Source organism: Nocardia sp. IFM 10818 (assembly GCF_054655275.1).
The window spans coordinates 1,559,553-1,585,024 of record NZ_BAAHJH010000001.1 but is presented as its reverse complement, the minus strand read 5'-3'; the positions used below and the strand labels follow the sequence as shown (position 1 = coordinate 1,585,024).

22 protein-coding genes are annotated in these 25,472 nt (G+C 68.7%); 8 read left to right on the top strand and 14 right to left on the bottom strand.

Going from position 1 to position 25,472, the window contains the following annotated elements; translation table 11 throughout:
* Positions 1–14 precede the first annotated feature (14 nt).
* From ACYQ5L_RS06995 to clpS, 8 genes are all read right to left on the bottom strand, one after another.
* The gene (locus tag ACYQ5L_RS06995; protein WP_459956386.1) at positions 15–779 is read right to left on the bottom strand and encodes a cyclic nucleotide-degrading phosphodiesterase; all 765 of its coding nucleotides are present in this window, start codon (positions 777–779) and stop codon (positions 15–17) included.
* A gap of 69 nt (positions 780–848) precedes the next feature.
* Positions 849–1,556 carry a rhomboid family intramembrane serine protease gene (locus ACYQ5L_RS06990; protein ID WP_459956384.1) on the bottom strand — a complete coding sequence of 236 codons (708 nt, stop codon included), beginning with the start codon at positions 1,554–1,556 and terminating at the stop codon, positions 849–851.
* A gap of 265 nt (positions 1,557–1,821) precedes the next feature.
* Positions 1,822–2,784 carry a PLP-dependent cysteine synthase family protein gene (locus tag ACYQ5L_RS06985; protein WP_379202055.1) on the bottom strand — a complete coding sequence of 321 codons (963 nt, stop codon included), beginning with the start codon at positions 2,782–2,784 and terminating at the stop codon, positions 1,822–1,824.
* A gap of 3 nt (positions 2,785–2,787) precedes the next feature.
* Positions 2,788–3,066: a MoaD/ThiS family protein gene (locus tag ACYQ5L_RS06980; protein WP_459956383.1), complete on the bottom strand. Its 279-nt coding sequence runs from the start codon at positions 3,064–3,066 to the stop codon at positions 2,788–2,790.
* A 33-nt stretch (positions 3,067–3,099) separates the two neighbouring features.
* Positions 3,100–3,549 carry a M67 family metallopeptidase gene (locus ACYQ5L_RS06975; protein WP_459956381.1) on the bottom strand — a complete coding sequence of 150 codons (450 nt, stop codon included), beginning with the start codon at positions 3,547–3,549 and terminating at the stop codon, positions 3,100–3,102.
* A gap of 157 nt (positions 3,550–3,706) precedes the next feature.
* Positions 3,707–4,774, bottom strand: a complete 1,068-nt coding sequence (locus tag ACYQ5L_RS06970) for a P1 family peptidase (RefSeq protein WP_459956379.1) — start codon at positions 4,772–4,774, stop codon at positions 3,707–3,709.
* A 509-nt stretch (positions 4,775–5,283) separates the two neighbouring features.
* Positions 5,284–5,853: an oxidative stress transcriptional regulator AosR gene (gene aosR, locus ACYQ5L_RS06965; protein WP_459956377.1), complete on the bottom strand. Its 570-nt coding sequence runs from the start codon at positions 5,851–5,853 to the stop codon at positions 5,284–5,286.
* Between the two features lie 22 nt (positions 5,854–5,875).
* On the bottom strand, positions 5,876–6,232 hold the full coding sequence (clpS, locus tag ACYQ5L_RS06960) for an ATP-dependent Clp protease adapter ClpS (RefSeq protein ID WP_379202046.1): 357 nt from the start codon (positions 6,230–6,232) through the stop codon (positions 5,876–5,878).
* Between the two features lie 135 nt (positions 6,233–6,367).
* Here clpS and ACYQ5L_RS06955 point away from each other — a divergent pair, with 135 nt between their 5' ends.
* The 3 genes from ACYQ5L_RS06955 (at position 6,368) to ACYQ5L_RS06945 (ending at position 10,760) form a co-directional block, all read left to right on the top strand.
* Entirely contained in the window at positions 6,368–7,681 is a 1,314-nt protein-coding gene (locus ACYQ5L_RS06955) for a nicotinate phosphoribosyltransferase (protein ID WP_459956375.1), read from the top strand.
* A 290-nt stretch (positions 7,682–7,971) separates the two neighbouring features.
* Positions 7,972–8,538, top strand: coding sequence for a nicotinamidase (locus ACYQ5L_RS06950; RefSeq protein WP_459956373.1), 567 nt, complete (start codon positions 7,972–7,974; stop codon positions 8,536–8,538).
* 161 nt (positions 8,539–8,699) lie between these two features.
* Complete coding sequence (locus ACYQ5L_RS06945) at positions 8,700–10,760, top strand: ATP-dependent DNA helicase (RefSeq protein WP_459956371.1); 2,061 nt, start codon at positions 8,700–8,702, stop codon at positions 10,758–10,760.
* A 140-nt stretch (positions 10,761–10,900) separates the two neighbouring features.
* Here ACYQ5L_RS06945 and ACYQ5L_RS06940 read toward each other — a convergent pair whose 3' ends face one another.
* Complete coding sequence (locus ACYQ5L_RS06940) at positions 10,901–11,467, bottom strand: DoxX family protein (RefSeq protein ID WP_459956369.1); 567 nt, start codon at positions 11,465–11,467, stop codon at positions 10,901–10,903.
* A gap of 160 nt (positions 11,468–11,627) precedes the next feature.
* Positions 11,628–12,989 (bottom strand): NCS2 family permease, encoded by a 1,362-nt coding sequence (locus tag ACYQ5L_RS06935; RefSeq protein ID WP_459956368.1) that lies wholly within the window; start codon positions 12,987–12,989, stop codon positions 11,628–11,630.
* A gap of 270 nt (positions 12,990–13,259) precedes the next feature.
* Between ACYQ5L_RS06935 and ACYQ5L_RS06930 the strand changes: the two genes are divergently transcribed.
* Positions 13,260–15,314 (top strand): AMP-binding protein, encoded by a 2,055-nt coding sequence (locus tag ACYQ5L_RS06930; protein ID WP_459956366.1) that lies wholly within the window; start codon positions 13,260–13,262, stop codon positions 15,312–15,314.
* Positions 15,315–15,364: 50 nt separating this feature from the next.
* Here ACYQ5L_RS06930 and ACYQ5L_RS06925 read toward each other — a convergent pair whose 3' ends face one another.
* Both ACYQ5L_RS06925 and glgP read right to left on the bottom strand, forming a co-directional pair.
* On the bottom strand, positions 15,365–15,523 hold the full coding sequence (locus ACYQ5L_RS06925; RefSeq protein ID WP_379202033.1) for a hypothetical protein: 159 nt from the start codon (positions 15,521–15,523) through the stop codon (positions 15,365–15,367).
* Between the two features lie 126 nt (positions 15,524–15,649).
* Positions 15,650–18,244, bottom strand: a complete 2,595-nt coding sequence (glgP, locus tag ACYQ5L_RS06920) for an alpha-glucan family phosphorylase (protein ID WP_459956364.1) — start codon at positions 18,242–18,244, stop codon at positions 15,650–15,652.
* 119 nt (positions 18,245–18,363) lie between these two features.
* Between glgP and ACYQ5L_RS06915 the strand changes: the two genes are divergently transcribed.
* The 4 genes from ACYQ5L_RS06915 to ACYQ5L_RS06900 all read left to right on the top strand — a co-directional run bounded on the left by ACYQ5L_RS06915 (position 18,364) and on the right by ACYQ5L_RS06900 (position 23,640).
* The gene (locus ACYQ5L_RS06915) at positions 18,364–19,014 is read left to right on the top strand and encodes a PaaI family thioesterase (RefSeq protein ID WP_459956362.1); all 651 of its coding nucleotides are present in this window, start codon (positions 18,364–18,366) and stop codon (positions 19,012–19,014) included.
* Between the two features lie 51 nt (positions 19,015–19,065).
* A complete protein-coding gene (locus ACYQ5L_RS06910) occupies positions 19,066–21,069 on the top strand; it encodes an alpha-1,4-glucan--maltose-1-phosphate maltosyltransferase (RefSeq protein WP_459956360.1) in 2,004 nt (667 codons plus the stop codon).
* Positions 21,066–23,234: a 1,4-alpha-glucan branching protein GlgB gene (gene glgB, locus ACYQ5L_RS06905; protein WP_459956358.1), complete on the top strand. Its 2,169-nt coding sequence runs from the start codon at positions 21,066–21,068 to the stop codon at positions 23,232–23,234. The genes ACYQ5L_RS06910 and glgB overlap by 4 nt, the downstream gene beginning before the upstream one ends.
* 187 nt (positions 23,235–23,421) lie before the next feature.
* Positions 23,422–23,640: a hypothetical protein gene (locus tag ACYQ5L_RS06900; protein WP_459956357.1), complete on the top strand. Its 219-nt coding sequence runs from the start codon at positions 23,422–23,424 to the stop codon at positions 23,638–23,640.
* An 85-nt stretch (positions 23,641–23,725) separates the two neighbouring features.
* Here ACYQ5L_RS06900 and ACYQ5L_RS06895 read toward each other — a convergent pair whose 3' ends face one another.
* Positions 23,726–24,577 carry a co-chaperone YbbN gene (locus tag ACYQ5L_RS06895; RefSeq protein WP_459963344.1) on the bottom strand — a complete coding sequence of 284 codons (852 nt, stop codon included), beginning with the start codon at positions 24,575–24,577 and terminating at the stop codon, positions 23,726–23,728.
* A gap of 58 nt (positions 24,578–24,635) precedes the next feature.
* Positions 24,636–24,986: a DUF3817 domain-containing protein gene (locus ACYQ5L_RS06890; RefSeq protein ID WP_379202021.1), complete on the bottom strand. Its 351-nt coding sequence runs from the start codon at positions 24,984–24,986 to the stop codon at positions 24,636–24,638.
* Between the last annotated feature and the right edge of the window lie 486 nt (positions 24,987–25,472).

Genomic DNA, 25,472 nt, shown 5'->3' with positions numbered 1-25,472 from the left:
GCGTGTGGGGTTGCTCAGATCTCGAAGACTTCGCCCGGGGAGACGGCGTGGACCGGGCCGGAGTAGACGGCCTTGGCTTCGGCGATGACGTCTTCGCGGGAGGTCCAGGGCGGGATGTGGGTGAGGAGGAGTTCGCCTACGCCGGCGCGGGCGGCGACCAGGCCCGCTTCGTGGCCGGAGAGGTGGATGCCCGGCGGGCGGTTGGCCGGGTCGTGGGTCCAGGAGGCTTCGGAGAGCAGAACGTCTGCGCCCTGGGCCAGTTCGAAGACCTCGTCGCAGAGGGCGGTGTCGCCGGTGTAGACCAGGGTGCGGCCGGTGGCGGTGGTGATGCGCAGGCCGTAGGACTCCGGGGGATGGAACATGCGGCGGGCCTCGACGGTGTGGCCGGGGCCGAAGGCGATCTGTTCGCCGGCCACCCACTGCCGCATATCGATGACATCGGACCAGTCGTCGGTCTCGCCGCCGATCTCCGCGGAGGCATTGCCGATGCGCAGCGAGGTGTCGGAGGGGCCGTGCACGATGGCCTTACCGGTGGGCGGGTTGGGGTGATAACGCCGCCAGACGAGCAGACCCGGCAGGTCGAGGCAGTGATCGGCGTGCAGGTGGGTCAGGAAGACGTCCACCTCGCCCGGATCGAGGTAGCGCTGCAGCGCGCCCAGCACTCCGGGGCCGAAATCGATGACGGTGGGAGTCATATCCGGGCCGGTGAGCAGGTATCCCGACGCCGGGGAATCCGGGCCGGACACGCTGCCCGAGCACCCGATGACGGTGAGGCGCATTCCCCCATGCTGCCACGCTGCTGTCTCACTCAAAGGAGGGATCCCCCAATTCGCCGACCGGGTCCAGCGTCACCCCGACGACGCGAAGCGGCCGGCGTTGGCCCCGCGGCGATGACGACGTTCATCCCCAGAGAGTACCCATCCGGCAATCAGACCACCCACCGCCCCGAAAAGATGTCCCTGCCAAGAGATTCCCTCTTGTCCGGGCAGTACTCCCCACAGGATCGAGCCGTACAGCAACCCCACGACCACGCCGATCGCGATCTGCGCCGCATTGCGGGCGAACCAGCCGCGCGAGATCAGATAGGTGAGCCAGCCGAACACCAGCACCGAGGCGCCCACGTGCACGGAGTTGGTGGCGCCGGTGAGCCAGGTGCCCATTCCGCCCACCACCCAGACGATGGCGGTGGCCGTCAGGCCGCGCCCGATCCCGGTCAGCAGCGTGAGCAGGCCCAGGACCAGCACGGGCACGGTGTTGCCCATCAGGTGATCCCAATTGGCGTGCAGCACAGGGGCGAACAGGATGCCGTCCAGCCCGTGGGTCTCGCGCGGCTCCACACCGAGGGTGTGGTCGAGTTCGTGCCCGGTGGCGCTGTCCACGGCCTCTACCCCGTAGAGCAGGGCGGTAAACCCGAGAATCATCACAATGGCCCGCTGCCACAGCAGCTTCACCGCCCCGGTACCGCGCGTCGTCGCTCCGGGATTCGCCAATTGCCCGCGCAGCCGCGCGATCCGATCCGGATCGAACGACGCCCCCATGCCGCTTCCGCCGCCCATGATCGGCACCTCCTAAGCTCGGCCCAACTCTCGGGGCTCTCTGGGGCTTCGCCCCCGAACCCCCAGGGGCTCACAGCTTCGCCCTCGGGGCTCCCGCCACGAGCCCCGAACGCGCCGCTCCCACCGAGAGTACCGGCGATCCAGCGCCCCGGCCGCCGGCCGAGCCGAACTGAAAACGCGCCGACCGGGAACTGGTGGCGGGCGCTACTCGCACGATGCCGCCACCAGTTCCCGGTGAACGTTCGACCAGATCGAGATGGCGGGATCAGGCCCAGAGTTGGCCGTCCAGTTTTTCTTCGGCTTCCTCGAGGGTGCCGTCGTAGGCGCCGGTGGAGAGGTATTTCCAGCCGCCGTCGGCGACTACGAAGGCGATGTCGGCGCGGGTGCCCGCCTTGACCGCCTTCTTGGCGACGCCGAGGGCGGCGTGCAGGATGGCGCCGGTGGAGATGCCCGCGAAAATGCCTTCCTCGAGCACCAATTCGCGGGTGCGGCGCACGGCGTCGTAGGGGCCGACGGAGAAGCGGGAGGTCAGCACGGACTCGTCGTAGAGCTCGGGGATGAAGCCCTCGTCGATATTGCGCAGGCCGTAGACGAGTTCGCCGTAGCGCGGTTCGGCGGCGACGATATCGATCGACGGCACCTTCTCGCGCAGGAACCGGCCGGTGCCCATGAGCGTGCCGGTGGTGCCCAGGCCCGCCACGAAATGCGTGATCTCGGGCAGGTCGGCCAGGATCTCCGGGCCGGTGGTCTCGTAGTGCGCGAGCGCATTGGCCGGATTGCCGTACTGGTAGAGCATCACCCAGTCCGGGTGCTCGGCGGCGATCTGCTTGGCCAGCGCGACAGCCTGATTGGAGCCGCCCGCGGCCGGCGAGTCGATGATCTCGGCGCCGAACATGGTCAGCAGCTGCCGCCGCTCGACCGAGGTGTTCTCCGGCATCACGCAGATGAGCCGATAGCCCTTGAGCTTGGCGGCCATGGCCAGGGAGATGCCGGTATTGCCGCTGGTCGGCTCCAGGATGGTGCAGCCCGGGGTGAGCAGTCCGTCGCGTTCGGCCTGCTCGATCATCCGCAGCGCGGGCCGATCCTTGATCGACCCGGTCGGATTGCGGTCCTCGAGCTTGGCCCACAACCGCACATGATCGTCCCCGTCCCATTTCGGGGACAGGGTGCGCAGCCCGACCAGCGGGGTATCGCCGAGTGTCGCGATCAGCGACTCGTAGCGCGCCACGGTTTAGCGGGAGCCGCCGGCGACGGCCGGGAGGATGGTCACGGTGCCGTCGGCGGGCACCTCGGCCTCGAGCCCGCCCGCGAAGCGCACGTCCTCGTCGTCGACATAGATATTGACGTAGCGGTTGAGCTTGCCGTCCTTGAGCAGCCGCTCCTTCAGGCCCGGGTAGCTGGCCTCCAGATCCTCGATGAGGGCGGCGAGGGTGGCGCCTTCGGCCTGCACGCGCTTCTCACCCTTGGTGATCGGGCGCATGATGGTCGGGATGGACACGGTGACCGGCATGGGGGACTCCTTGCTTGTTCCGGCGAAAAGTGTTCAGGCGTCGGCGGATTCGGGGTTGGGCACAGCGCCGGGGTACGCGGCGACGATCTCCACCGGCTCCTCGGTGACCACACCGTCGAGGATCCGGTAGCTGCGCAGCTCGTGGTCCTCGGGATCGCGGGTGGAGATCAGCACGTAGTGCGCGTTCGGTTCGGATGCGAACGAGATATCGGTGCGGCTCGGGTACGCCTCGGTCGCGGTATGCGAGTGGTAGATGACCACCGGCTCCTCGTCGCGATCGTCCATCTCCCGCCACAGCCGCAGCTGCTCACCGGAGTCGAACTCGTAGAACGTGGGCGACCGCGCCGCATTGATCATGGGAATGAACCGCTCCGGCCGATCCGAGCCCTCCGGCCCGGCGATCACGCCACACGCCTCGTCGGGGTGATCGGCGCGCGCGTGCGCGACCATTGCCTCCACGAGATCGGCCCGGATCACCAGCACTGTTCGATTCCTTCCGTTCACCGCCCGACGCGCCGACTGCCGTAACAGTCGGATCCCTGTCGTCAACGGGTCAGAATATGCGGCTATTCCCAGCGTGCCGCGCACACCCCCGCCGCCCGCGACACAGCCCGGCGGCCGGTGCGGACGCCGGGCCGGACTACCCGCCGAAAAGCTCCGCGTAGGACGGAATCCCGGCAACGCTGGTGGCGGTCAGGATGGCATCGACGATCGCGCGCTCCACGCAGACCGCCGCGGCGGTGCACAACTGATCGAGAACCAGCAGATCGGCCGGGAAGGCCGAGGGCAGCGGAAAGCCCGGCGCGGACTCGGCCGCACCGGTCGACAGGGCGAACAGGGTGTCGCCGTCGAGCGGTGAATGGGCAGGCCGGATGGCCCGCGCCAGCCCATCGTGCGCCGTGGTCGCCAGCCGACGGCAAGCCGCCGGATCGAGCGCCGCATCGGTGGCGACCACGCCGATCGTGGTGTTGAGAACGGTGCCCTTCACCGGCAGGGCATTGGCCGCGGTCAACTGTGCCGCGCTGGCCGGCCGCAGGTCGAAGTGCTCCGCGCCATCGGTCCCCGCACCCCACGGCAGTCCGGTGCGCGGATCGAACACCGAGCCGACCGGATTGGCGACAATGAGCGCGCCGACCGTCATCCCCGCGGCCGGGCCGTCGGTGAAGCGAACACTCGCGCTACCGATGCCGCCCTTGATGGATCCGGCCCGCGCACCCGTCCCCGCGCCGACAGAACCCCGAGCGAATTCCTCACTCGCATCCTCCGCGGCAAGGAACCCGAAGTCGGCATCCGGCCGAATGTCCCACGCCCCCACCGGAAGATCGAAGATCACCGCCCCCGGCACGATGGGAACCACCCGGGACGGATCCGCCGGATCCATCGGAATCCCTTCCTTGTGCTCCTCCAACCAGCGCATGACCCCGTCCGCCGCGGCCAACCCGTACGCGCTCCCCCCGGTCAGCAGCACAGCATTGACCTGCCGCACGGTATTGCCCGGATCCAGCAGGTCTGTCTCACGAGTTCCGGGCCCGCCACCCCGCACGTCCACGGCCGCCGTCGCCCCGCCGGGAACCCGCACGACCGTGCAACCGGTAGCGGCCCCCGCCCCGAGCGTGGCATCCGAATCGAGCGAATGATGGTGCCCCACCAGCACACCCGCCACATCGGTGATCGAATTACGCGGTCCCGCAACACTGTTCACAGCCATTACCTCCTCGGATGTTCCGGACTGGTCTCCGCAGGCCACCCTGCCGTATTCGCCCCGAACCTCCCGTGAGCCGCTCCGGGGTCCCGGCGAAGCTCTCAGCCACCCCGAGGCGCGGCTCGCATGCTGCCCGGATGTTGTCCGGGACGGCGCCCGCACAAGCACTTCGAGTATTCGGGCGAACTCACGCGAGCCGCTCCCGTGGCTCGTGGCGAGCTTCCGCCTACTGTCCCTGGTCGGTTCGGGGCGAAACTCCTGGTAGCCGCTCTCGAGGTGCGGGGCGAACCTCCGCTCGCCGCTGCTGAGGTGCGGGGCGAACCTCCCGCCCGCCGCTGCTGAGGTGCGGGGCGAACCTCCCGCCCGCCGCTGCTGAGGTGCGGGGCGAACCTCCCGCCCGCCGCTGCTGAGGTGCGGGGCGAACCTCCCGCCCGCCGCTGCTGAGGTGCGGGGCGTAGCTTCCGCCAAATCCTGCTGGGGTTTCAGGGGCTTGCCCCTGAGAGTTACGAGAGTTGTTATGGCGCGAGGGCTTGCAGGAGGGAGTCCTGGATCCAGGTGAGCCAGTGGTAGACCTCGAGGCTGGGGGCTCGGGGGTCGTCGTCGTCGAGTTGGTCGGGCGTGTCGGGGTTGATGTCGAGGGCGGTGCCGAGGGCCAGGCGGACGTCGTTGAGGGCGGTGAGCCAGCAGTCGGCCTGTTCGGGGGTGAGGACGATCTTTCCGCCCTGCGGCGGAAGGGTTTCCAGAATTACGAGACCGGCGGCGACCTTGGATTCGATGATGTCCGGCTCGTGCAGGCTGCGCAGCGCGCTGTTGAGGTCGGCGCGGTCGGCGTCGGGGGAACCGGGTTCGGGGCGATGGAAGTCCGGCAGCAGCCGGGCCAATCGTGGGTCGTCGGGGGGAACCGTGTTGCCGATCTGTAGCCCGGTGAGGGCCGCGAGATCGTCTTCGGGGGCCGAGCGCGCCCGATCGGTCAAGAGACCGGTGACCGCGCCCACCAGGGACCGGAGCACATCGGCCTCGTGGGCGTCCATTTCCGAACGCAGTTTCAACCCGCTCAGGGAGTTCTTCCTGCTCCACTTCCGCACGGGGTAACCGTAGTCGCCCGGATCACTCGTCACGCTGCATGGTCGCCCACAGACCGGCCGAGTGCAGGCGTTGTACGTCGTGTTCCATCTTGTCGCGCGAGCCGGACGACACCACGGCCTTGCCCTCGTTGTGCACTTTCAGCATCAACTCGGTTGCCTTGCCTTTGCTGTAACCGAAGAGCTTCTGGAAGATGTAGGTCACGTAATGCATGAGGTTGACCGGATCGTCCCACACGACCGTTACCCACGGCCGATCCTCGGCTTCCAGAATCTCGGTGTACTCGATCGCCTCAGGCGTCGCCTGTGCCGCCGACAATGTCACGTTCGCACCGACCGGACCGGCGGCGACCCGGACAGCGTCTTCTTTGCACAGACCCATAACGTCCAGGGTACGACCACACCGCAGAGAAACAACAGTCCACGCGACACGCCGATTGCCGGCCGTGCCGCCTCGCACCGAGGGCTGCGCGGCGAGGACGCGGTCTCCCGGGCGGCTGTGCCTATTGTGGGATTCGTGAAGATCGCTGACGGGGTTACCAGCACCGCCCTGCTGACCGACCAGTACGAGCTGACCATGCTCGCCGCGGCACTCGCCGACGAGTCCGCGCACCGGCGCTGCACCTTCGAGGTATTCGCCCGGCGATTGCCGCACGGCCGGCGCTACGGCGTGGTCGCCGGTACCGGGCGGCTGCTGGCCGCCCTCACCGAATTCCGGTTCGGCGAGGCGGAACTCGCGATCGCCGCCAAGTTCCTGGACGCCCGCACCCTGGAGTGGCTGCGCGATTACCGGTTCTCCGGCGATATCGACGGCTACCGCGAGGGCGAGCTCTACTTTCCGGGCTCGCCCATCGTCACCGTGCGGGGCAGCTTCGCCGAATGCGTCGTACTGGAGACGCTGATCCTGTCGATCTACAACCACGACAGCGCCATCGCCTCGGCCGCCGCCCGCATGGTGAGCGCCTCCGGTGGCCGCCACATGATCGAAATGGGTTCCCGCCGCACCCACGAGCTCGCCGCCCCGGCCAGCGCCCGCGCCGCCTATCTGGCCGGCTTCGACGCCACCTCCAATCTGGAGGCCGCCCGCAGTTTCGGCGTGCCGAGCGCGGGCACCAGCGCGCACGCCTTCACGCTGCTGCACAGCGGCGCCGACGGCCAGCACGAGGCCGAGGCGTTCCGCAGTCAGGTGGCGGCGCTCGGCGTGGGCACCACCCTGCTGGTCGACACCTTCGACATCACCCGCGGCGTGGCCACGGCCATCGAGGTCGCCGGAACCGAATTGGGCGGCGTGCGTATCGATTCCGGCGATCTCGGTGTGCTGGCCCGCCAGGTCCGCGAGCAGTTGGACTCGCTCGGCGCCACCCGCACCAAGATCGTCGTATCGGGCGATCTGGACGAGTACGCCATCGCCGCCCTGCGCGCCGAGCCGGTGGACGTCTACGGCGTCGGCACCTCCCTGGTCACCGGTTCCGGCGCGCCGACCGCGGGCATGGTCTACAAACTGGTCGAGGTGGACGGCATCCCGGTCGCGAAACGCAGCTCGCACAAGGAATCTCGCGGCGGCACCAAGCAGGCGGTCCGGCTGGCCCGCCGCACCGGGACCATTGTCGAGGAGATCGTCTACCCGGCCGCCGGCGCGCGCCCCGAACCCAATGGCTACGAGATCCGCGAGCTGCAGACGCCGCTGGTGCGCGCGGGCGAGGTGGTCGCCGGGCAGCCGAGCCTGGCGGAGAGCCGGGAGCTGGTGCGGCGCGGACTGATCAGTATTCCGTGGGAGGGTCTGAAGCTCTCGGATGGCGAGCCGGCGATTCCGACGACTTTCCTGACCTAGTCCGCCGATTCCACATCAGGACGATCATGGAGCCGAGCACCGCGCCGGGGAACGCGTACAGCAGCACGTACTCCGTCCAGTCGACGACGCCCTGCCGCCCGCTGTCCAGCACACCGGGGACGTAGCTGCCGGCCAGCACCGCCGCGGCGCAGATCAAGAACCAATATTTCCGGACCATGGATTGCCTCCCACCCGTGCCGCGTGGACCGGTAGGCGACCGGGCGGCACAATGCAATACGCGAGCACCATCGCCACAGTTCATATCCGCCGGGCACCGGGAGGTCTTCCCCATGAACCGAGCCTTGATCGTCGTCGACGTGCAGAACGATTTCTGCGAAGGCGGATCCCTGGCCGTCGAAGGCGGCGCCGCGGTGGCCGAGCGCATCACCGACTACCTCGGCGTCTCCGACTACGCCGCCGTGGTGGCCACCCGCGATTTCCACATCGACCCGGGCGCGCACTTCTCCGACCACCCCGACTACGTCGACAGCTGGCCCCCGCACTGCCGGGTGGACACCCCCGGCGCCGAATTCCATCCCAATCTCGACACCGCCCCCATCCAAGAAATCTTCTCCAAAGGCGCCTATACGGCCGCCTATTCGGGCTTCGAGGGCGCGAACCCCAAGGGCATCCTGCTCGGCGACTGGCTGCGCGCCCACAGCATCGAGGCGGTCGACGTCTGCGGCATCGCCACCGATCACTGCGTGCGCGCCACCGCCCTCGACGCCCGCTCCGAGGGCTTCGACACCCGCGTCCTGCTCGGCCTCACGGCCGCCGTCTCCCCCGCCACCGTGAAAACCGCCCTGGACAAAATGCGGGCCGCCGGAGTGGACCTCGCGGGCACGCTGGAGCGCTGAAAGAACGGAAGGCCGCCCCGAACCACCGCGCCGATGCGTTCGCGGCCGGTTGTCCCGGCCATCCGCCCAGCGCGGCCATCGGCGGCCAGGACACCGGTGCACTGCACTCGGCGAGCGGGGTTTGCGGCGGGTTGTCGGCGATCCTCGGTAGTGTTGCGCCCGTGCCTGAACTCCCACCTGTACCGAAACTGTTGGCCACTGCGGTGCAGGCGCTCGGGGGTAAGGAGCGCAAGGGCCAGCAGACCATGGCCGCCGCGGTGGCGCACGCCATCGACACCGGGGAGCACCTGGCCGTCCAGGCCGGAACGGGCACCGGCAAGTCGCTGGCCTACCTGGTGCCGAGCCTGCGGCACGCGGTGCGGACCGGGCGGACGGTCGTGGTCTCGACGGCGACCATCGCCCTGCAGCGACAGCTCGTCGACCGCGATCTACCCCGGCTCGCCGAGGCGCTGGCGGAGCCCTTGGGGCGGGTGCCGCAGTTCGCGATTCTCAAGGGGCGCAACAACTATCTGTGCCTGAACAAGATCAATAGCGCGATTCCGGACGAGCCCGCCGAGGCGGAGCTGTTCGACGCGTTCGCCATCTCCCGGCTGGGCCGGGAGGTGCAGCGGCTCAACGAGTGGGTCTCCGAGACCGAGACCGGGGATCGCGACGAGGTCGTGCCCGGCGTCACCGATCGCGCCTGGCGGCAGGTGAGCGTGAGTTCGCGGGAGTGCCTGGGCAAATCGCGCTGCCCGTTCGGGCAGGACTGCTTCGCGGAGAAGGCGCGGGCCGAATCCGGGCAGGCGGATGTGGTGGTGACCAATCACGCGCTGCTGGCCATCGACGCCATCAGCGGGATCCAGGTGCTGCCCGAACACGATGTGGTGGTGGTCGACGAGGCGCACGAACTCGTGGACCGGGTGACCGGCGTGGCCACCGCGGAGCTGTCCACCACCGCCATCAGCGCGGCCGCCAAGCGCTGCACCAAGCTCATCGACGAGCAGGAGGTCGACCGACTGGAAGGCGCCGCCGAGGCCTGGCACGCGTTACTGGACGATTTGCAGCCGGGTCGCTGGGATCGCATGCCCGAGGGGGCCGCGCCGGTGCTGGCGCTCATTCGCGATGCCGCCTGGAACGCCCGCACCGCCCTGGCGCCGCAAGGCTCTCCGCAGCCCAGCGATCCCGAGGGCGCGGCCGCGCGCAATCAGGCCCTCGCAGCGGTGGAGGAGGTGCACGACGCCGCGGTGCGCGTGCTCACCACCTTCGAGGAGTCCGATCCGGCCGCGCATCGCGATGTCATCTGGCTGGCCTCCGACGATGTGCGCGGGGTGGCGCGGCGCACCCTGCACATGGCTCCGCTGTCGGTGGGCGGCTTGCTGCGCAGCCGCCTGTTCGGCACCGCCACAGTCGTTTTGACCTCCGCGACCCTGCAGGTCGGCGGGTCGTTCGACAATCTGGCCGTCACCTGGGGGCTGCCGCCGCAGTCGGGCAGCAAGGTGGATCCGGCGCTGGCCAGCGGCGTGGAGGCGCCGGCGGACGACAAACCGGTGCGGTGGAATTCGGTCGACGTGGGTTCCCCCTTCGACCACGCCAAGTCCGGAATCCTGTATGTGGCAAAGCATCTGCCCGCCCCCGGCCGCGACGGCCTGCCACCGGCCTATCTGGACGAGATCGAGCGCCTGATCACCGCCGCCGGCGGCCGCACCCTCGGCCTGTTCTCCTCCATGCGCGCGGCCAAGGCGGCCACCGAGATGCTGCGCGAGCGCGTCGGCACCCCGATCCTGTGCCAGGGTGAGGACGCCACCGGCGCACTGGTGCGCAAATTCGCCGACGATCCGGAAACCTCACTGTTCGGCACGCTTTCGCTGTGGCAGGGCGTGGACGTTCCGGGCCCGTCGCTGAGTCTGGTGATCCTGGACCGCATTCCGTTCCCGCGCCCGGATGATCCGCTGCTGGTGGCCCGGCAGCGCGCGGTGGAATCGCGGGGCGGCAATGGATTTCTGTCGGTGGCCGCGAATCACGCGGCGCTGCTGCTGGCGCAGGGCACCGGCCGGTTGTTGCGCAGTACCGATGATCGCGGCGTAATCGCTATTCTCGATTCCCGGCTCGCCACGGCGCGCTACGGCGGATATCTGCGGGCCTCCTTGCCGCCCTATTGGGAAACGTCCGATCCCCAAGTCGTGGCAAAGGCTTTGGAGCGCCTCACGCAGAGTCTTTCGCAAAACAAAACACCCGTGTGAAAGTCCTCACACGGGTGGTTCTCACTTCCGATCGGAAGTAAATTGGCTTGCGATGCTCCGATGACCCCCCAATTCCCACATCGGATGTGTCATAGTCCCCGCGCCAAGCCCTGCACGCGGCGCGGGGACCCGAAACTTCTTCAGAGCGCCCACTTCAGGATGAGCGTGCCGACGGCGGCCAGGACGGCGATGACGACCGCCGCGCCGCCCCAGACGACACCGTGACGGGCCCACGGGCGGCCGGAATCCAGGGAGAACCGACCCGGACCGGTGAAGGCCAGCGCGGCGGTCGCGATCGCGAACAGCAGCGCCGTCTCGTAGCCCGGCCCCTCGGCCGAACCCGACAGTCCGTTCGACCAGGTGGCATTGACGGCGTTCAGCATGGTGCCCAGGGCAATGGCCGCGGCCAGCGGCGTGAACAGGCCCAGCAGCAGGAGCAGCCCGCCGCCCAGCTCGGTCAGGCCCGCGAGAGTGCCGAAGAGCTTGCCCGGGTTGTAGCCCATCTGCTCGAAGCCGGCCTGGGTGGCGCTCAGGCCGTAGCCGCCGAACCAGCCGAACAGCTTCTGGGCGCCGTGCACGGTCAGCAGACCGCCGAAACCGACGCGCAGGACCAACAGGCCGATATCGGAAGCGGTGGCGTCGACGGTGTTTCGCGCGGCGGCGGAAGTCGCGGTGGCGCCGGCCTTTTCGGAAGTGGGTGTGGTCATGGCTTACTCATTCCTCATCGGTCAGTTCTGCGGCTCGGCGACGCGGCTATCCGGACCGTAGTCCGATTGCGTCACCGACTCCACCCAACCACACCGGAAGCCGGAGGATTCCCGCCGGCTTCCGGGAAATGCTGTGGCCTGGCTCACTTCCGAATGGAAATTACTCCGCGAGGAACCAGAAGTACGACAGGAAGACCGCGGCCAGCACCCACATCACCGGATGCACCTCGCGCCAGCGGCGCTTGGCCACCATGACCACGGGGTAGAACAGCAGGCCCATGGCGATGCCGTTGGCGATCGAGTAGGTCAGCGGCATCATGATCACGGTGATGAAGGCCGGCACCGCGTATTCCAAACGGCCCCAGTCGATATCACCGAGCGCCCGGGCCATCAGCACGCCGACCACGATGAGCGCCGGCGCGGTCACCGCGGGCACGCCCGCGACCACCGCGACCAGCGGGAAGAAGAACGCGGCCAGTCCGAACCAGAAGGCCGTGGCCACCGCGGTCAGACCGGTCCGCCCGCCCGCCGAGACACCGGCCGTGGACTCGACGTACGCGGTGGTGGTGGAGGTGCCGATGATGGCGCCCGCCGCGGTGCCGACCGAGTCGGCCGCCAGGGCCTGCCCGGCGCGCTCCAGCTTGCCCTCCTTGGTCAGCAGCCCGGCCTGGTGTGCGACGCCGATCAACGTGCCGGAGGCGTCGAAGAAGTCGACGAACAGCATGGTGAGCACCACGATGGCCATCTGCCCGGTGAAGGCGTCCGGCAGGTGGATGATGGCCTGCCCGAAGGTCTGATCCAACCCGTGCGGCAGCGCGGCCACCGACTTGGGCAGCTCCACCAGGCCGCAGACGATGCCGAGCACGGTGGTGGCGAGGATGCCGTAGAGCACCGCGCCGTGCCAGCCCTTGACCAGGAATATGACGGTCACGACCAGGCCGAACAGCGCCAGCAGCGTGGTGCCCTTGTGGAAGTCGCCCAGATGCACGAAGGTGGCCTCGCTGGCGGTCACGATGCCCGCGCTCTTGAGGCCGAGGAAGGCCACGAACATGCCGATGCCGGCGCCGACGGCCAGCTTCATCTGCAGCGGAATGGCGTCGATGATCTTCTCGCGGATCTTGGTGATGGCGAGGATGAAGAAGATGATGCCCGAGAGCAGGGTGCCCGAGAGCGCCTCTTCCCACGGGATGCCCATGGTCATGACGACGGTGAAGGCGAAGAAGGCATTGAGGCCCATGCCCGGGGCCAGCGCCACCGGGTACTTGGCCCAGATGCCCATGACGAGCGTGCCGACGACGGCCGCCACGGCGGTCGCGGTGAACACCGCCTGCATGGGCATGCCCTTGTCGCCCAGGGGACCCTGGTCGCCCAGGATGGCGGGGTTGACGGCGAGGACGTAGGACATGGCCAGGAACGTGATGGTTCCGGCCATGAGCTCGCGTTTCACGGTCGAGCCGTGTTCGCTGATGCCGAAGTACGCGTCGACGCGCCCCTTGGTGCGCGTGAGGACGTCGCTGCTCATGAGTGGGTGTCTCCAGTCGGCGGGAGGATAGAAAGGTGCCGGGGGCACCGTATCCTGTCTCGTTCACCGGATCTTCACTCGGCCCGGCGAATCGTGAGCAATCGCACCTGCCTGAACCTTGGATTTATAGCCGCACCAGCGCTATTCATTGGCAATTAACCGAACTACTCACCGGTAATAACAAAACCTTGACCGGCACTGTCTGGGACGTTACAAATGCGTTATCCGCCGTAACGAAAGTTCGAACCGGCCGACGAGAATTGCACGCCCGTGGTTACCGATGTCATCGACGTGGTCGCAGAGTTCGCGATCGCCCGCAAAGCTTTCTGGGATGTGCTCGTCGAGCCACAGACCTATCCCCGGCTATTTCCCGGAATCGGCGCATGCGAACAACTCGATGCCGCCGTGGACCATCCGGTGCTGAATCTGCGTATCGGCACGGCGAAGTCCGAAATCCGAACCTTGCAGATTCAGCTGCGCATCGCCCGCGCACACGACAGCTTCGAGCTGCACTGCCCGGCGACGGGCAGCTTCGCGACCGTGCGGCTGCGCGGGGACGGTGACCGGACCCGGGTCATGGTCACCTATTTCAAGGCCGGGCGGGTGCATCCGATGCTCGCGCACCTGCCGAACGCGGCGGTCACCGCCTGGACCCAGGCGGGGTTGCGGCGGGCCGCCGACCAGATCCTGGGCGCGCCCACCTCGATCATCGTCAATGGCGAGGACTCGCGGCTGAAACTGCAGGCCGGTGTCGCCAAGCGGATGTTCGCCTCCGGCGTGGTGCGCACCTACCGCCCCGATGTCGGACTGAAACAGCTGAACAGCCTGGCCAAATGGGGGTTCAGCCTGGCCGGCGGCTATGCGGCCGCCGCCGCGCACTCCCCGCTGCGCAATGCCGTCATCGACGATCGGTACGCCAGCAGCTTCGACCAGTTGCACGCGCGCACCGACGCCCTCGCCGGGGCGCTCGCCACCCTCGGCTTCCGGACCGGAACCGGGCTCGGGCTGCTGTGCCGCAATCACACCGGGATGGTGGAGTGCATGGTCGCGGCGGGCAAGACCGGCGCCGACTCCATCCTGCTCAATACCGGGCTGCCCGCCCGCCAGATCGAGGAGATCGCGCATCGGCACGCGCTCGCGGCGGTCTTCGTGGATGCCGAATTCGAGGGCCTGGTGCGGTATCTGCCGCCGGACCTGCCGCGCTTCACCACCGACGACGTGCCGCCGGTGCCGGGCCGCACCACCATCGAGGATCTCATCGCCATGCGGCAGGCCGCGCCGCGCAAACCGCCGCGGCCGGGACGCCTGGTCGTGCTCACCTCCGGGACCAGCGGGACGCCCAAGGGCGCGCGCCGGCCGCATCCCAAGGGCTTCGGGACGGTGGCGGCGCTGCTGTCGCGAATTCCGTTCGGCGTCAACGAGACCATGCTCATCCCGTCCCCGCTGTTCCACACCTGGGGGCTGGCGGCCTTACAGATCTCGACGGCCATCCGGGCCACGGTGGTGCTCTCGGACCGCTTCGACGCCGAGGACTGCCTGCGGCGCATTGCCGAGCATCGGGTGACGGCGCTGATCGTGGTGCCGGTCATGGTGAATCGCATTCTCGATCTGCCCGAGCACGTGCGGGCCCGCTACGACCTGTCCAGCCTGAGGATCGTGGCCAGCTGCGGCGCGCCGCTGGCCGGGGCGACCGTGCAGCGCTTCCTGGCGGGCTTCGGCGATCTGCTCTACAACGTGTACGGATCCACCGAGGTGTCCTGGGCCAGCATTGCCGACCCGGCGGATCTGAAGGTCTCGCCCACCACCGCGGGCCGGCCGCCGCTGGGCACGAAAATCGGTGTGCTGGGCGCGGATCGGCGGCCGGTGCCGGTGGGCACGGTCGGCCGGATCTTCGTCGGCAATCACATGCTCTTCGACGGCTATACCGACGCGACGCCGCCGGACGAGGCCGACGGCATGCTCGATACCGGCGATATCGGCTATCTGGACGCGACCGGCAAACTGTTCGTGGCCGGCCGGGACGACGAGATGATCATCTCCGGCGGCGAGAACGTCTTCCCGCGGGCGGTGGAGGAGGCCCTCTCACATCTCCCGCAGGTGAGCGAGGTGGCCGTGATCGGCGTGCCCGATCACGAATTCGGCCAGCGGCTGGCGGCTTTCGTGGTGAAGCGCCCCGGCTCCGGCCTGGACTCCGACATGGTGCGGAACTACATCCGGCACCGGGTCAGCCGCTTCTCGGTGCCCCGCGACGTGACCTTCCTGGAGGCGCTGCCCCGCAATGCCACCGGGAAGATCCTCAAACGCCTGCTGGCGCAGCCGGGCTGAGCCGCACCGAACTGCCGCACCCGCCGAACTGCCGCACCCGCCGAACTGCCTCAGCCGCCGAACTGCCGTGGGAACGGGCAGCTCTCCAGCGGCAGGTCCGGCCGCCCGGACAGCTGCCACCAGGTGTGGTGGTCGCCGCAGCCCCAGACGGTCGCGCTGGCCCGGCCGGTCGCGCCCACCTCGGTGAGAACCAGTCCGCGACTGACCATTTCCGCTCCGCATTCCGGGCACACGGGGCCCGCATTCTGGATTGGCACGGCAGGCATCGTACGAGCTTCCGACCAGGGGCTACACCTTTGATCGGAGTGTCATGCGGGCGTGTTGCCGAGTTTCGCTCAGGGACTGGGCGTGGCGATCAAACCCAGTTCGGCATCGGAGGCCAGCAGCGGATGGTGCGGGAGAATGCGGATGGTATAGCCGACCGCGCCCGAGAGCGGTACCGGGGTCTCCACGGTGAAAAGGTCGGTCCCCGAGTCCGTTCCGGCATGGGTCATGGGGAAGGTGTGCACATCGGAGAGATCGTCGGCGGGCGACACCCGCCCCAGCACGGCTTGCACGCTGACATCGGACGGGGTGAGGCCGCCGAGGTTGATGCGGGCGTGCAGGGCCAGATTCGCGCCGATGACCGGGGTGTCGGGCAGGCCCGAGCTGTCGACCTGCACGACTTTGACCGCGGGCCAGGCTGATTCGACGCGGCGGCGGTACTCCGACAGGGTGCGCGCGCCCTTGAAATCGTCCTGGGCGACCGCCGCATAGGCCGCGGCCGCCGGGGCGTAGTAATCCACGGCGTAATCGCGAACCATGCGGGAGGCCAGCACCTTCGGGCCGAGCGTCTGCAAGGTGTGGCGGACCATCTCCATCCAGCGCACGGGCAGATCGTCGTGATCGCGGTCGTAGAAGCGCGGCAGCACCGAGCGTTCCAGGAGTTCGTAGAGGGCCGAGGCCTCGAGATCGTCGCGGCGGTGGTCGTCGCGGACGCCGTCGGCGGTGGGGATGGCCCAGCCGTTCTCGCCGTCGTACATCTCGTCCCACCAGCCGTCGCGGATGGAGAGATTGAGCCCGCCATTGAGCGCGGACTTCATGCCCGAGGTGCCGCAGGCCTCCAGGGGACGCAGCGGATTGTTGAGCCACACATCGCAGCCCCAGTACAGGTACCGGGCCATGGACATGTCGTAGTCGGGCAGGAAGACGATGCGATGCCGCACCGCCGGATCGTCGGCGAAGCGCACCACCTGCTGGATGAGCGCCTTGCCGCCGTCGTCGGCGGGATGGGATTTGCCCGCCACCACCAGCTGCACCGGATGCTCCGGATCCAGCAGCAGGGCGCGCAGCCGCTCCGGATCGCGCAACATGAGGGTGAGCCGCTTGTAGGTGGGCACGCGGCGGGCGAAGCCGACGGTCAGCACCCGCGGATCGAAAACCTCGTCGATCCAGCCGAGTTCGGCCGGCGCGGCGCCGCGCTCCAGCCAGGAGGCGCGCACCCGGCGGCGCACCTCGTCGACGAGGATGCCGCGCAAGGCATTCCGGGTCGACCACAACTCGCGCAGATCCACATCGCAGAGCCGTTCCCAGCCGCGCGCCTCCTCCACCAGCTCGTCGCCGATGAGTTCGCGGGCCTTGTCGATCCATTCGCGCGCGGCCCAGGTGGGCGCGTGCACGCCATTGGTCACCGAGCCGATCGGCACCTCGGAGGCGTCGAAGCCCGGCCACAGCGGGGCGAACATGCCGCGGCTGACCTCGCCGTGCAATTGCGAAACGCCGTTGGCGCGCTGCGCGAGTCGCAGGCCCAGGTGCGCCATGTTGAACACCGACGGATCGGCCTCCCGGCCCAGCGCCAGGATGCGATCCACCGAAACACCCGGCAGCAGCAGGGATTCCCGCTCGCCGTGCGCGCCGCCGAAGTAGCGGCGCACCAGCGCGCCCGCGAACCGGTCGATGCCGGCGGGGACCGGGGTGTGCGTGGTGAACACCGTCCCGGCCCGCACCGCCGTCAGCGCCGCGTCGAAATCCATTCCGGTGTTCATGAATTCGCGAATGCGCTCGATGCCCAGGAAACCGGCGTGACCCTCGTTCATATGGAACACGTCCGGATCCGGCAGCCCGTTCGCGCGGGTGTAGGCCCGCACGGCCCGCACGCCGCCGATACCGGCCAGGATCTCCTGTTTGATCCGATGGTCCTGGTCACCGCCGTAGAGCCGGTCGGTGACCGCGCGCAGCTCCGGATCGTTCTCGGCGATATCGGAGTCCAAGAGCAGCAAGGGAATCCGGCCCACCTGTGCGATCCACACCCGCGCCCGCAGCACCCGCCCCTCGGGCATGGCCACGTGAATCAGCACGGGCGCACCGGCTGTGTCCTCTCCTACCCCGCCGCCCCCGCCGGTGAGCAGCCGCAGCGGCAATCCCTGCGGATCGAGCGCCGGGTAATGCTCACGCTGCCAGCCGTCGGCGGTCAGCGACTGCCGGAAGTACCCGGACCGGTACAACAGCCCGACGCCGATGAGCGGCAGCCCCAGATCGGAGGCGGCCTTCAGATGATCGCCCGCGAGAATGCCGAGCCCGCCCGAATAGTTCGGCAGCACCTCGGTCACGCCGAACTCCATGGAGAAGTACGCGATTCCCTCGGGCCCCTGATCCTGCTTGCCGAACCAGCGCGGCCGGGTCAGGTAGTCCCGCAGATCCGCCGCCGCGGTATCCACCCGCCGCGTGTACGCCTCGTCCCGAGCCAGCTCGTCGAGCCGCTCGGCGGGCACCTCCCCCAGCATCCGCACCGGATCGCGCCCCACCTCGACCCACAGCTGCGGATCCAGCTCGGCGAAAACATCCTGCGTCGGCCCATGCCAAGACCAGCGCAGATTGGTCGCCAATTCGGTCAGCGCGGACAACCGCTCGGGCAGATGGGCGCGGACGGTGAAACGACGCAATGCCTTCACTGTGCCTATTTTGCCCTGCGCTTCGCTCCGGGCGGGTCCGAGTCCCTGAAAGTCTCGAACCTTTGGGCTCGTGCGCGCCCCGGTGCGAGCTTCCGGCGGGCAACCTATAACGTGTTCTTATGAGCGAGCAGCAGGTCGAGGCGTTACCGACCCAAGAGCATCACGAGGGCGGTTTCCGGCCGATCGAGCAGTTGGCGCGCGACACCACCAAGGGCGGACCCCACTACGGCGAGCTCATCGAGCAGATGCGCACGCTCATGGACAAGGTCCGTCTCGTCAGCCCCGACGACGAGCTGGCGCTGGAGGCCATCGCCACCCTCAAGGAGCTCAACGACAAGCTCGACGAGGCCGTGGTCGACGAATGGTCCGCGCCCACCTGGCATCGCACCGACCTGCCCTCGCGGGGCAATATCACGCTGCCCCCGTTCCTGGTCGACTCCGCGAGCCGCGACGGGGTGCACGCGCGTATCACCTTCCGCACCTTCCACCTCGGCGGCAACAGCGCGGCCCACGGCGGCCACATCGCGCTCGGCTTCGACGACCTGCTCGGCATGACCGCGGCCGTGCACACCCGCGCCGTCACCCGCACGGCCTTCCTGCACGTGGACTACCGCTCCATCACGCCGCTCGAGACCGAGCTCCGGGTGCACGGCTGGGTGGAGCGCGTGGAGGGCCGCAAGGTGTTCGTCCGCGCCACCCTGCACGACGGCGATCGGCTCTGCGCCGAAGCGCACGGGCTGTTCCTCATGCTGAAACCGGGCCAGCAGTAGCTCACCGCCCTCTTGCCCATGGCAGCGCGCCACAACCGGTAAGTTCGAATCGTGACCGGCCGCATCGCCATCGATGACACTGCCCCCGCGATTCCTGGCGGTCGGCCCGCGAAAGCCGTGGTCGGCGAGGTCTTCCCGGTGCGGGCCGTGGTCTGGCGCGAGGGGCACGACGCGGTGGCGGCCACCCTGGCCGTGCGGGCGCCCGGTTCGTCGCGGACGCAGCGGATCCGGATGACGCCGGACTACGAACCCGATGTCTTCAATGCCACGTTCACGCCCGCCAAACCCGGGCTCTGGACCTATCGCATCGAGGGGTGGAGCGACCCCCTCGCGACCTGGCGGGCCGCGGTGGAGGCGAAGCTCGCGGTCGGGCAGAGCGCGGCCGACCTGGCCAATGATCTGGAGCTCGGGGCCCGGCTGCTGGAGAAGGCCGCCAATGCGGTGCCGAAGAAGCAGTGGGAGACCCTGCGGGCGGCGGCCGACGCGCTGCGGGCCGACGCCCAGCTGCCGGCCCGGGTCGCGCCCGCGTTCAGCAGTGAGGTCGCCGAGATCCTGCGCGCCACTCCGCTGCGCGAGCTGGTGACCGCCGGGCCGCAGCACACGGTGCTGGTGGAACGGCAGCGGGCGCTGTTCGGGGCCTGGTACGAATTCTTTCCGCGGTCCACCGGCGGATGGGACGCCGAGGGCAAACCGGTGCACGGCACCTTCGCGACCGCCGTCAAGGAGCTGCCGCGGATCGCCGCCATGGGATTCGACGTGGTGTATCTGCCGCCGGTGCATCCGATCGGCAAGGTGAATCGCAAGGGGCCCAACAACTCTCTGACCGCCGCACCGGGGGACGTCGGCTCGCCGTGGGCCATCGGATCCGACGAGGGCGGGCACGACGCCATTCACCCGGCGCTCGGCACCGAGGCGGACTTCGCCGAATTCGTCGAGGCCGCACGGGGATTGGGTATGGAGGTCGCGCTCGACCTGGCCTTGCAGTGCGCACCGGATCATCCGTGGGTGGCGGCGCATCCGGAGTGGTTCACCACGCTGCCGGACGGGACCATCGCCTACGCGGAGAATCCGCCCAAGAAGTATCAGGACATCTATCCGCTCAACTTCGACAACGAACCCGACGGGCTGTACGCCGAGGTGCTGCGGGTGGTGCGGCATTGGATCGGGCTGGGCGTCACCATATTCCGGGTCGACAACCCGCACACCAAACCGGCGGATTTCTGGGAGTGGCTGATCGCGCAGGTGCACCGCGAACACCCGGAGATCATCTTCCTGTCCGAGGCGTTCACCCGGCCGGCGCGGCTGTACGGGCTGGCGCGGCGCGGGTTCAGCCAGTCCTACACCTATTTCACCTGGCGGGTGCACAAGCACGAATTCGAGGAATTCGGCAGGGAATTGGCGGCCAAGGCCGATGAGGCGCGGCCCAACCTGTTCGTGAACACCCCCGACATCCTGCACGAGACCCTGCAACACGGCGGTCCGGGCATGTTCGCCATCCGCGCGGTGCTGGCGGCCACCCTGGGACCGACCTGGGGCGTGTACTCGGGTTTCGAACTGTACGAGCATCAAGCGGTGCAGCCGGGCAGCGAGGAATACCTCGATTCCGAGAAGTATCAGCTGCGGCCGCGGCGCTTCGCGGAGGCGGCCGCGCGCGGAGAATCCTTGGAGCCGTGGCTGACCCGGCTCAACGAGATCCGGCGCGCGCATCCGGCGCTGCAGCAGCTGCGGTGCATTCACTTCCATCACACCGACAACGATTCGCTGCTGGCCTATTCGAAGGTCGATCCCACCACCGGTGACGCGGTGCTGGTCGTGGTGAATCTCAACCCGTTCGGCGCCGAACAGGGCATGGTGGCACTGGAGCTGCCGGCCATCGGGCGGGAATGGCACGATCGACCGGTGGTGTACGACGAGGTCAGTGGCGAGGAATACCACTGGGGCCAAAGCAATTACGTGCGATTGGATCCGGCGCGGGCGGTGGCGCACATTCTCGCCTTGCCGCCGGTCGCCGCTCCCGCTCGCACCGAACTCGCCTATCGGCGTTCGTTCCGATGAACCGGCGCGACCTGCTGCTGCTGGCGGCGGGCACTCATTCCGATCCGCACACGGTGCTGGGCGCGCATCCGCATCCGCGCGGGACCGTCCTCCGGGTGCTGCGGCCGCACGCGGAGTCCGTGCTGGCGCGCATCGGCGGGCAGGACCACGCCCTGGAGCATGTCGAGCACGGGGTTTTCGAAGGCGTGGTGCCGTTCCCGGAGGTGTGGGACTACCGGATCGTCACCTCGTATCCGCACGGGCGCACCGTGATCGACGCCGACGGCTACCGGTTCCTGCCCTCGCTGGGCGAGATGGATCTGCACCTGCTCGCCGAGGGACGGCACGAGCGGCTGTGGGAGGTCCTGGGCGCGCATCCGCGCCGCTACACCACCCTCGACGGCGAGGTCGCGGGCACCTCGTTCGCGGTGTGGGCGCCGAATGCGCGCGGCGTGGCCGTCATCGGCGATTTCGACGGCTGGAGCGGCAATACCGCGCCCATGCGCCGGCTCGGCGACTCCGGCGTGTGGGAGCTGTTCCTGCCCGGCATCGGGCCCGGGGACAAGTACAAGTACCGGATCCACGGGGCCGACGGCCGCACCGTCGACCACGCCGACCCGATGGCCTTCGCGACCGAGCAGCCCCCCGCCACAGCATCTGTCGTCACCGAGACCCGGCACGAATGGCGGGACGAGCAGTGGGTGAGCGCCCGCGGACGACTGGATCCGACGCGCGCGCCCATGAGCGTCTACGAGGTGCACCTCGGCTCGTGGCGGCCGGGCCTGCGCTATCTCGAACTCGCCGAGCAACTGGCCGAATACGTTGCCGCCCAGGGCTTCACCCACGTCGAACTGCTGCCGGTGGCCGAGCATCCCTTCGGCGGATCCTGGGGTTATCAGGTCACCTCCTATTACGCCCCCACATCCCGTTTCGGCTCGCCCGACGACTTCCGCGCCTTCGTCGACCATCTGCACCGCGCGGGCATCGGCGTCATCCTCGACTGGGTGCCCGCGCATTTCCCGCGCGACGACTGGGCCCTGGCCCGCTTCGACGGCACCGCCCTCTACGAACACGCCGACCCCCGCCGCGGTGAGCAACTCGACTGGGGCACCTACGTTTTCGACTTCGGCCGCCACGAGGTCCGCAACTTCCTGGTCGCCAACGCCCTGTATTGGATCGAGGAATTCCATATCGACGGCCTGCGCGTCGACGCCGTCGCCTCCATGCTCTACCTGGACTACTCGCGTCCCGACTGGGAGCCGAATATCCATGGCGGCCGCGAGAATCTGGAAGCCGTCGCGTTCCTGCAGGAGATGAACGCGACCGTGCACAAACACCACCCCGGCGTGGTCACCATCGCCGAGGAATCCACCACCTGGCCCGGCGTCACCCGCCCCACCGAAGTCGGCGGCCTCGGCTTCACCATGAAATGGAATATGGGCTGGATGCACGACACCCTCGGCTATCTCGGCCACGATCCGGTGCACCGCGCCTGGCATCACAACGAGATGACCTTCTCCCTCACCTACGCCTGGAGCGAGAACTACGTCCTGCCCATCAGCCACGACGAGGTGGTGCACGGCAAGGGCACGCTGTGGACCCGCATGCCCGGCGACGACTACACCAAGGCCGCCGGCGTGCGCGCCCTGCTCGCCTACATGTGGGCCCATCCCGGCAAGCAATTGCTGTTCATGGGCCAGGAATTCGGCCAGTTCCGCGAATGGGACCACGACCGCGGCCTGGACTGGCACGAACTGGACAACCCCCTGCACCGCGGCATCCACACCCTCGTCCGCGACCTCAATGCCGTCTACACCGCCAACCCGGCCCTGTGGAGCCAGGACACCTCCCCCGGCGGCTACTCCTGGATCGACGCCGACGACCGCGACAACAATGTCCTGTCCTTTCTCCGCTACGGCACCGACGGCTCCGTCCTGGCCTGCGTCTACAACTTCTCCGGCCGCCAACTCGACGCCTACCGCATCGGCCTGCCCGCCCCCGCCCGCACCGCCTGGACCGAAATCCTCAACACCGACGCCCTCGCCTACGGCGGCACCGGCCTCGGCAACCTCGGCCTGGTCACCACCCAGCCCGAACCCTGGCACGGCCGCCCCGCCTCCACCACCCTCACCCTGGCCCCCCACAGCGCCGTCTGGCTCCGGGAAGGCCCGCTGGCCCGGGAATGACCTCACACGGATTCGTATCGGAAGTGCGCCGAGTCCGTTACCGACATTTCGCGAAAAGCCAACGGCCCCATAGGTTTATTGCCCCGAAGATTTCGGTCTTTCCGGAACGGATTGCCGTGTAGTGGATTTGATTCCGCGGTGCCGCAAACCCCCGATTGAAATCCCCACTGATAGGAATCTGATCTCCATGAAGAAGCTGGGCAAGTTCGCGATCATCGGTCTGGCCGCCGCCGGCGTCCTGGGCTTCGGCGCCGGTGTGGCGTCGGCCGACAACCACAGCACGCTGGCGCCGGTCGTCGCGCCGGGTGAGCCGGATCCGACCGGTACCGGGTCGTCGAAGGCGCTCACCGATGTGATCAAGGCCCTGACCTCGGGCAGCGGCGGCAAGACCACCCCGGCCGAGTAATACGGCCGCACAGCCGCAGGGCTGTCGGATAAACACAAAAGGCAACCGCGCCGCGGAACCAGCGGCGCGGTTGCGCTGTTTTCGGTCAGTACAGGGCGGTGGCCAGTTTGCGGCGGGCCGCGACCACGATCGGCTCGGCCGGGTCGAAGAGTTCGAACAATTCCAGCAGGTGGGTGCGGACGCGGGTGCGGTCGTCACCGGCGGTGCGCTTGACCTGGGCGATCAAGCGATCGAAGGCGGCTTCGGGCTGCTGGTTGAACATTTCGAGATCGGCGGCGGCGAGCGCGGCGTCGATATCGGACGGATCGGCATCGGCCTTGCCGACGGCCGCCGGATCGAGATCCTGTACGCGAGCGATGAATTGGACCTGGCGCAGCGCGGCCTTGGCATCGGCATTGGCCGGTTCGGCATTCAGGATGGCCTTGTAGGCGGCCTCGGCGGTCGCGAAATCGCCACGCTCCAAAGCCTCTTCGGCCGCGACGAAACGCGGGTCCTCCGGCGCCTGCGGCTCCTCGCCGCCCTCGCCCACGCCGGGCAGCTTGCCGCGCACGGCATCCACCACGGCCGCCAGCCACTGGGTGACCTGGGCTTCGGGCTGATTGCCCTGGAAATCAGCGAGCGGCTGGCCCGCGGCCACCGCGATCACGGTCGGAATGCCCTGCACGCCGAAGGCCTGCGCGATGCGCATGTTCTGCTCGGCCTCGATGACGGCGAGATCCCAGTCGCCACCGGATTCGCCGACCAGGCGCTCGAGCAGCTTCACCAATTCGACGCTGCCCGGGCTGCGCTGGGAGTAGAGCGCCACGACCACCGGCACCTGGGTGGAGCGGCGCAGCACCTTGGTCTCGAAATCGGCCTCGGTGACGGCATAGCCGCCGGCCGCGTCTCCGGCGGCCGGCTGCTGCTTGAGGGCGGACAGGTCCACCGCGCCGGACATGGCGGCGGCGACGGCGGCAGAGGGTCGTCGTGCAGGTCGAGTCACGACATCCAGTCTGTCACGAACGGGCGGCGGAAGCCCCCGGGGTACGGCTCAGTTCACCGAGCTGGCCGGTATTGATAGCCCACCGCTCGAAGAAGTAGCTGGCGAACGGGATGATGGTCGACGCCAGCGCCAGCAGCGTGGTCTTGGCCGGCCACTCGAACTCCCGCGAAGCCAGCAGGCAGCTGATGGCGAAGATGATGAACACGATCCCGTGCGCCATCCCGAACACCATCACCGGCCACGTAATCGGCTCCGGCAGGCGCTTCAGCACCGAACCGGTCAGCAGGAACACCCAGGTGATGGCCTCGAGAATGCCGAAGAATCGAACCCGCTTCGCGACCGTGCTCAGATCGAAGATTTCCACGGGCCCATTGTGCCGTATGCACTACGACCGGTCGTAGTGGAGGTCGTCACACCCGCCTTCGGCGGGAAGAAGGGGAATCGCGGGGGTAAACCCCCGCGGACCCCGAAAGCGAGGAAGGAACCGCCGCAGAGCAGATCCCGCGCCCCAGCCCCTCCATGCGGGGCGGACAGCCCTCCGTGCGGGGCGGGCAGCCCCTCCATGCGAGGCGGGGCAGCCCCTCCATGCGGGGCGGACAGCCCCTCCATGCGGGGCGGACAGCCCCTCCATGCGGGGCGGGCAACCCTCCGTGCGAGGCGGGCAGCCCCTCCGTGCGAGGCGGACAGCCCTCCGTGCGAGGCGGACAGCCCTCCGTGCGAGGCGGACAGCCCTCCGTGCGAGGCGGGCAGCCCCTCCATGCGAGGCGGGGCAGCCTCTCCCTGGAGGCCCTACCCTCCCCGGATGCGGGGAGGGGTTTCTTCTCACTGGGGGGGTTTGAGGGGGTTTACC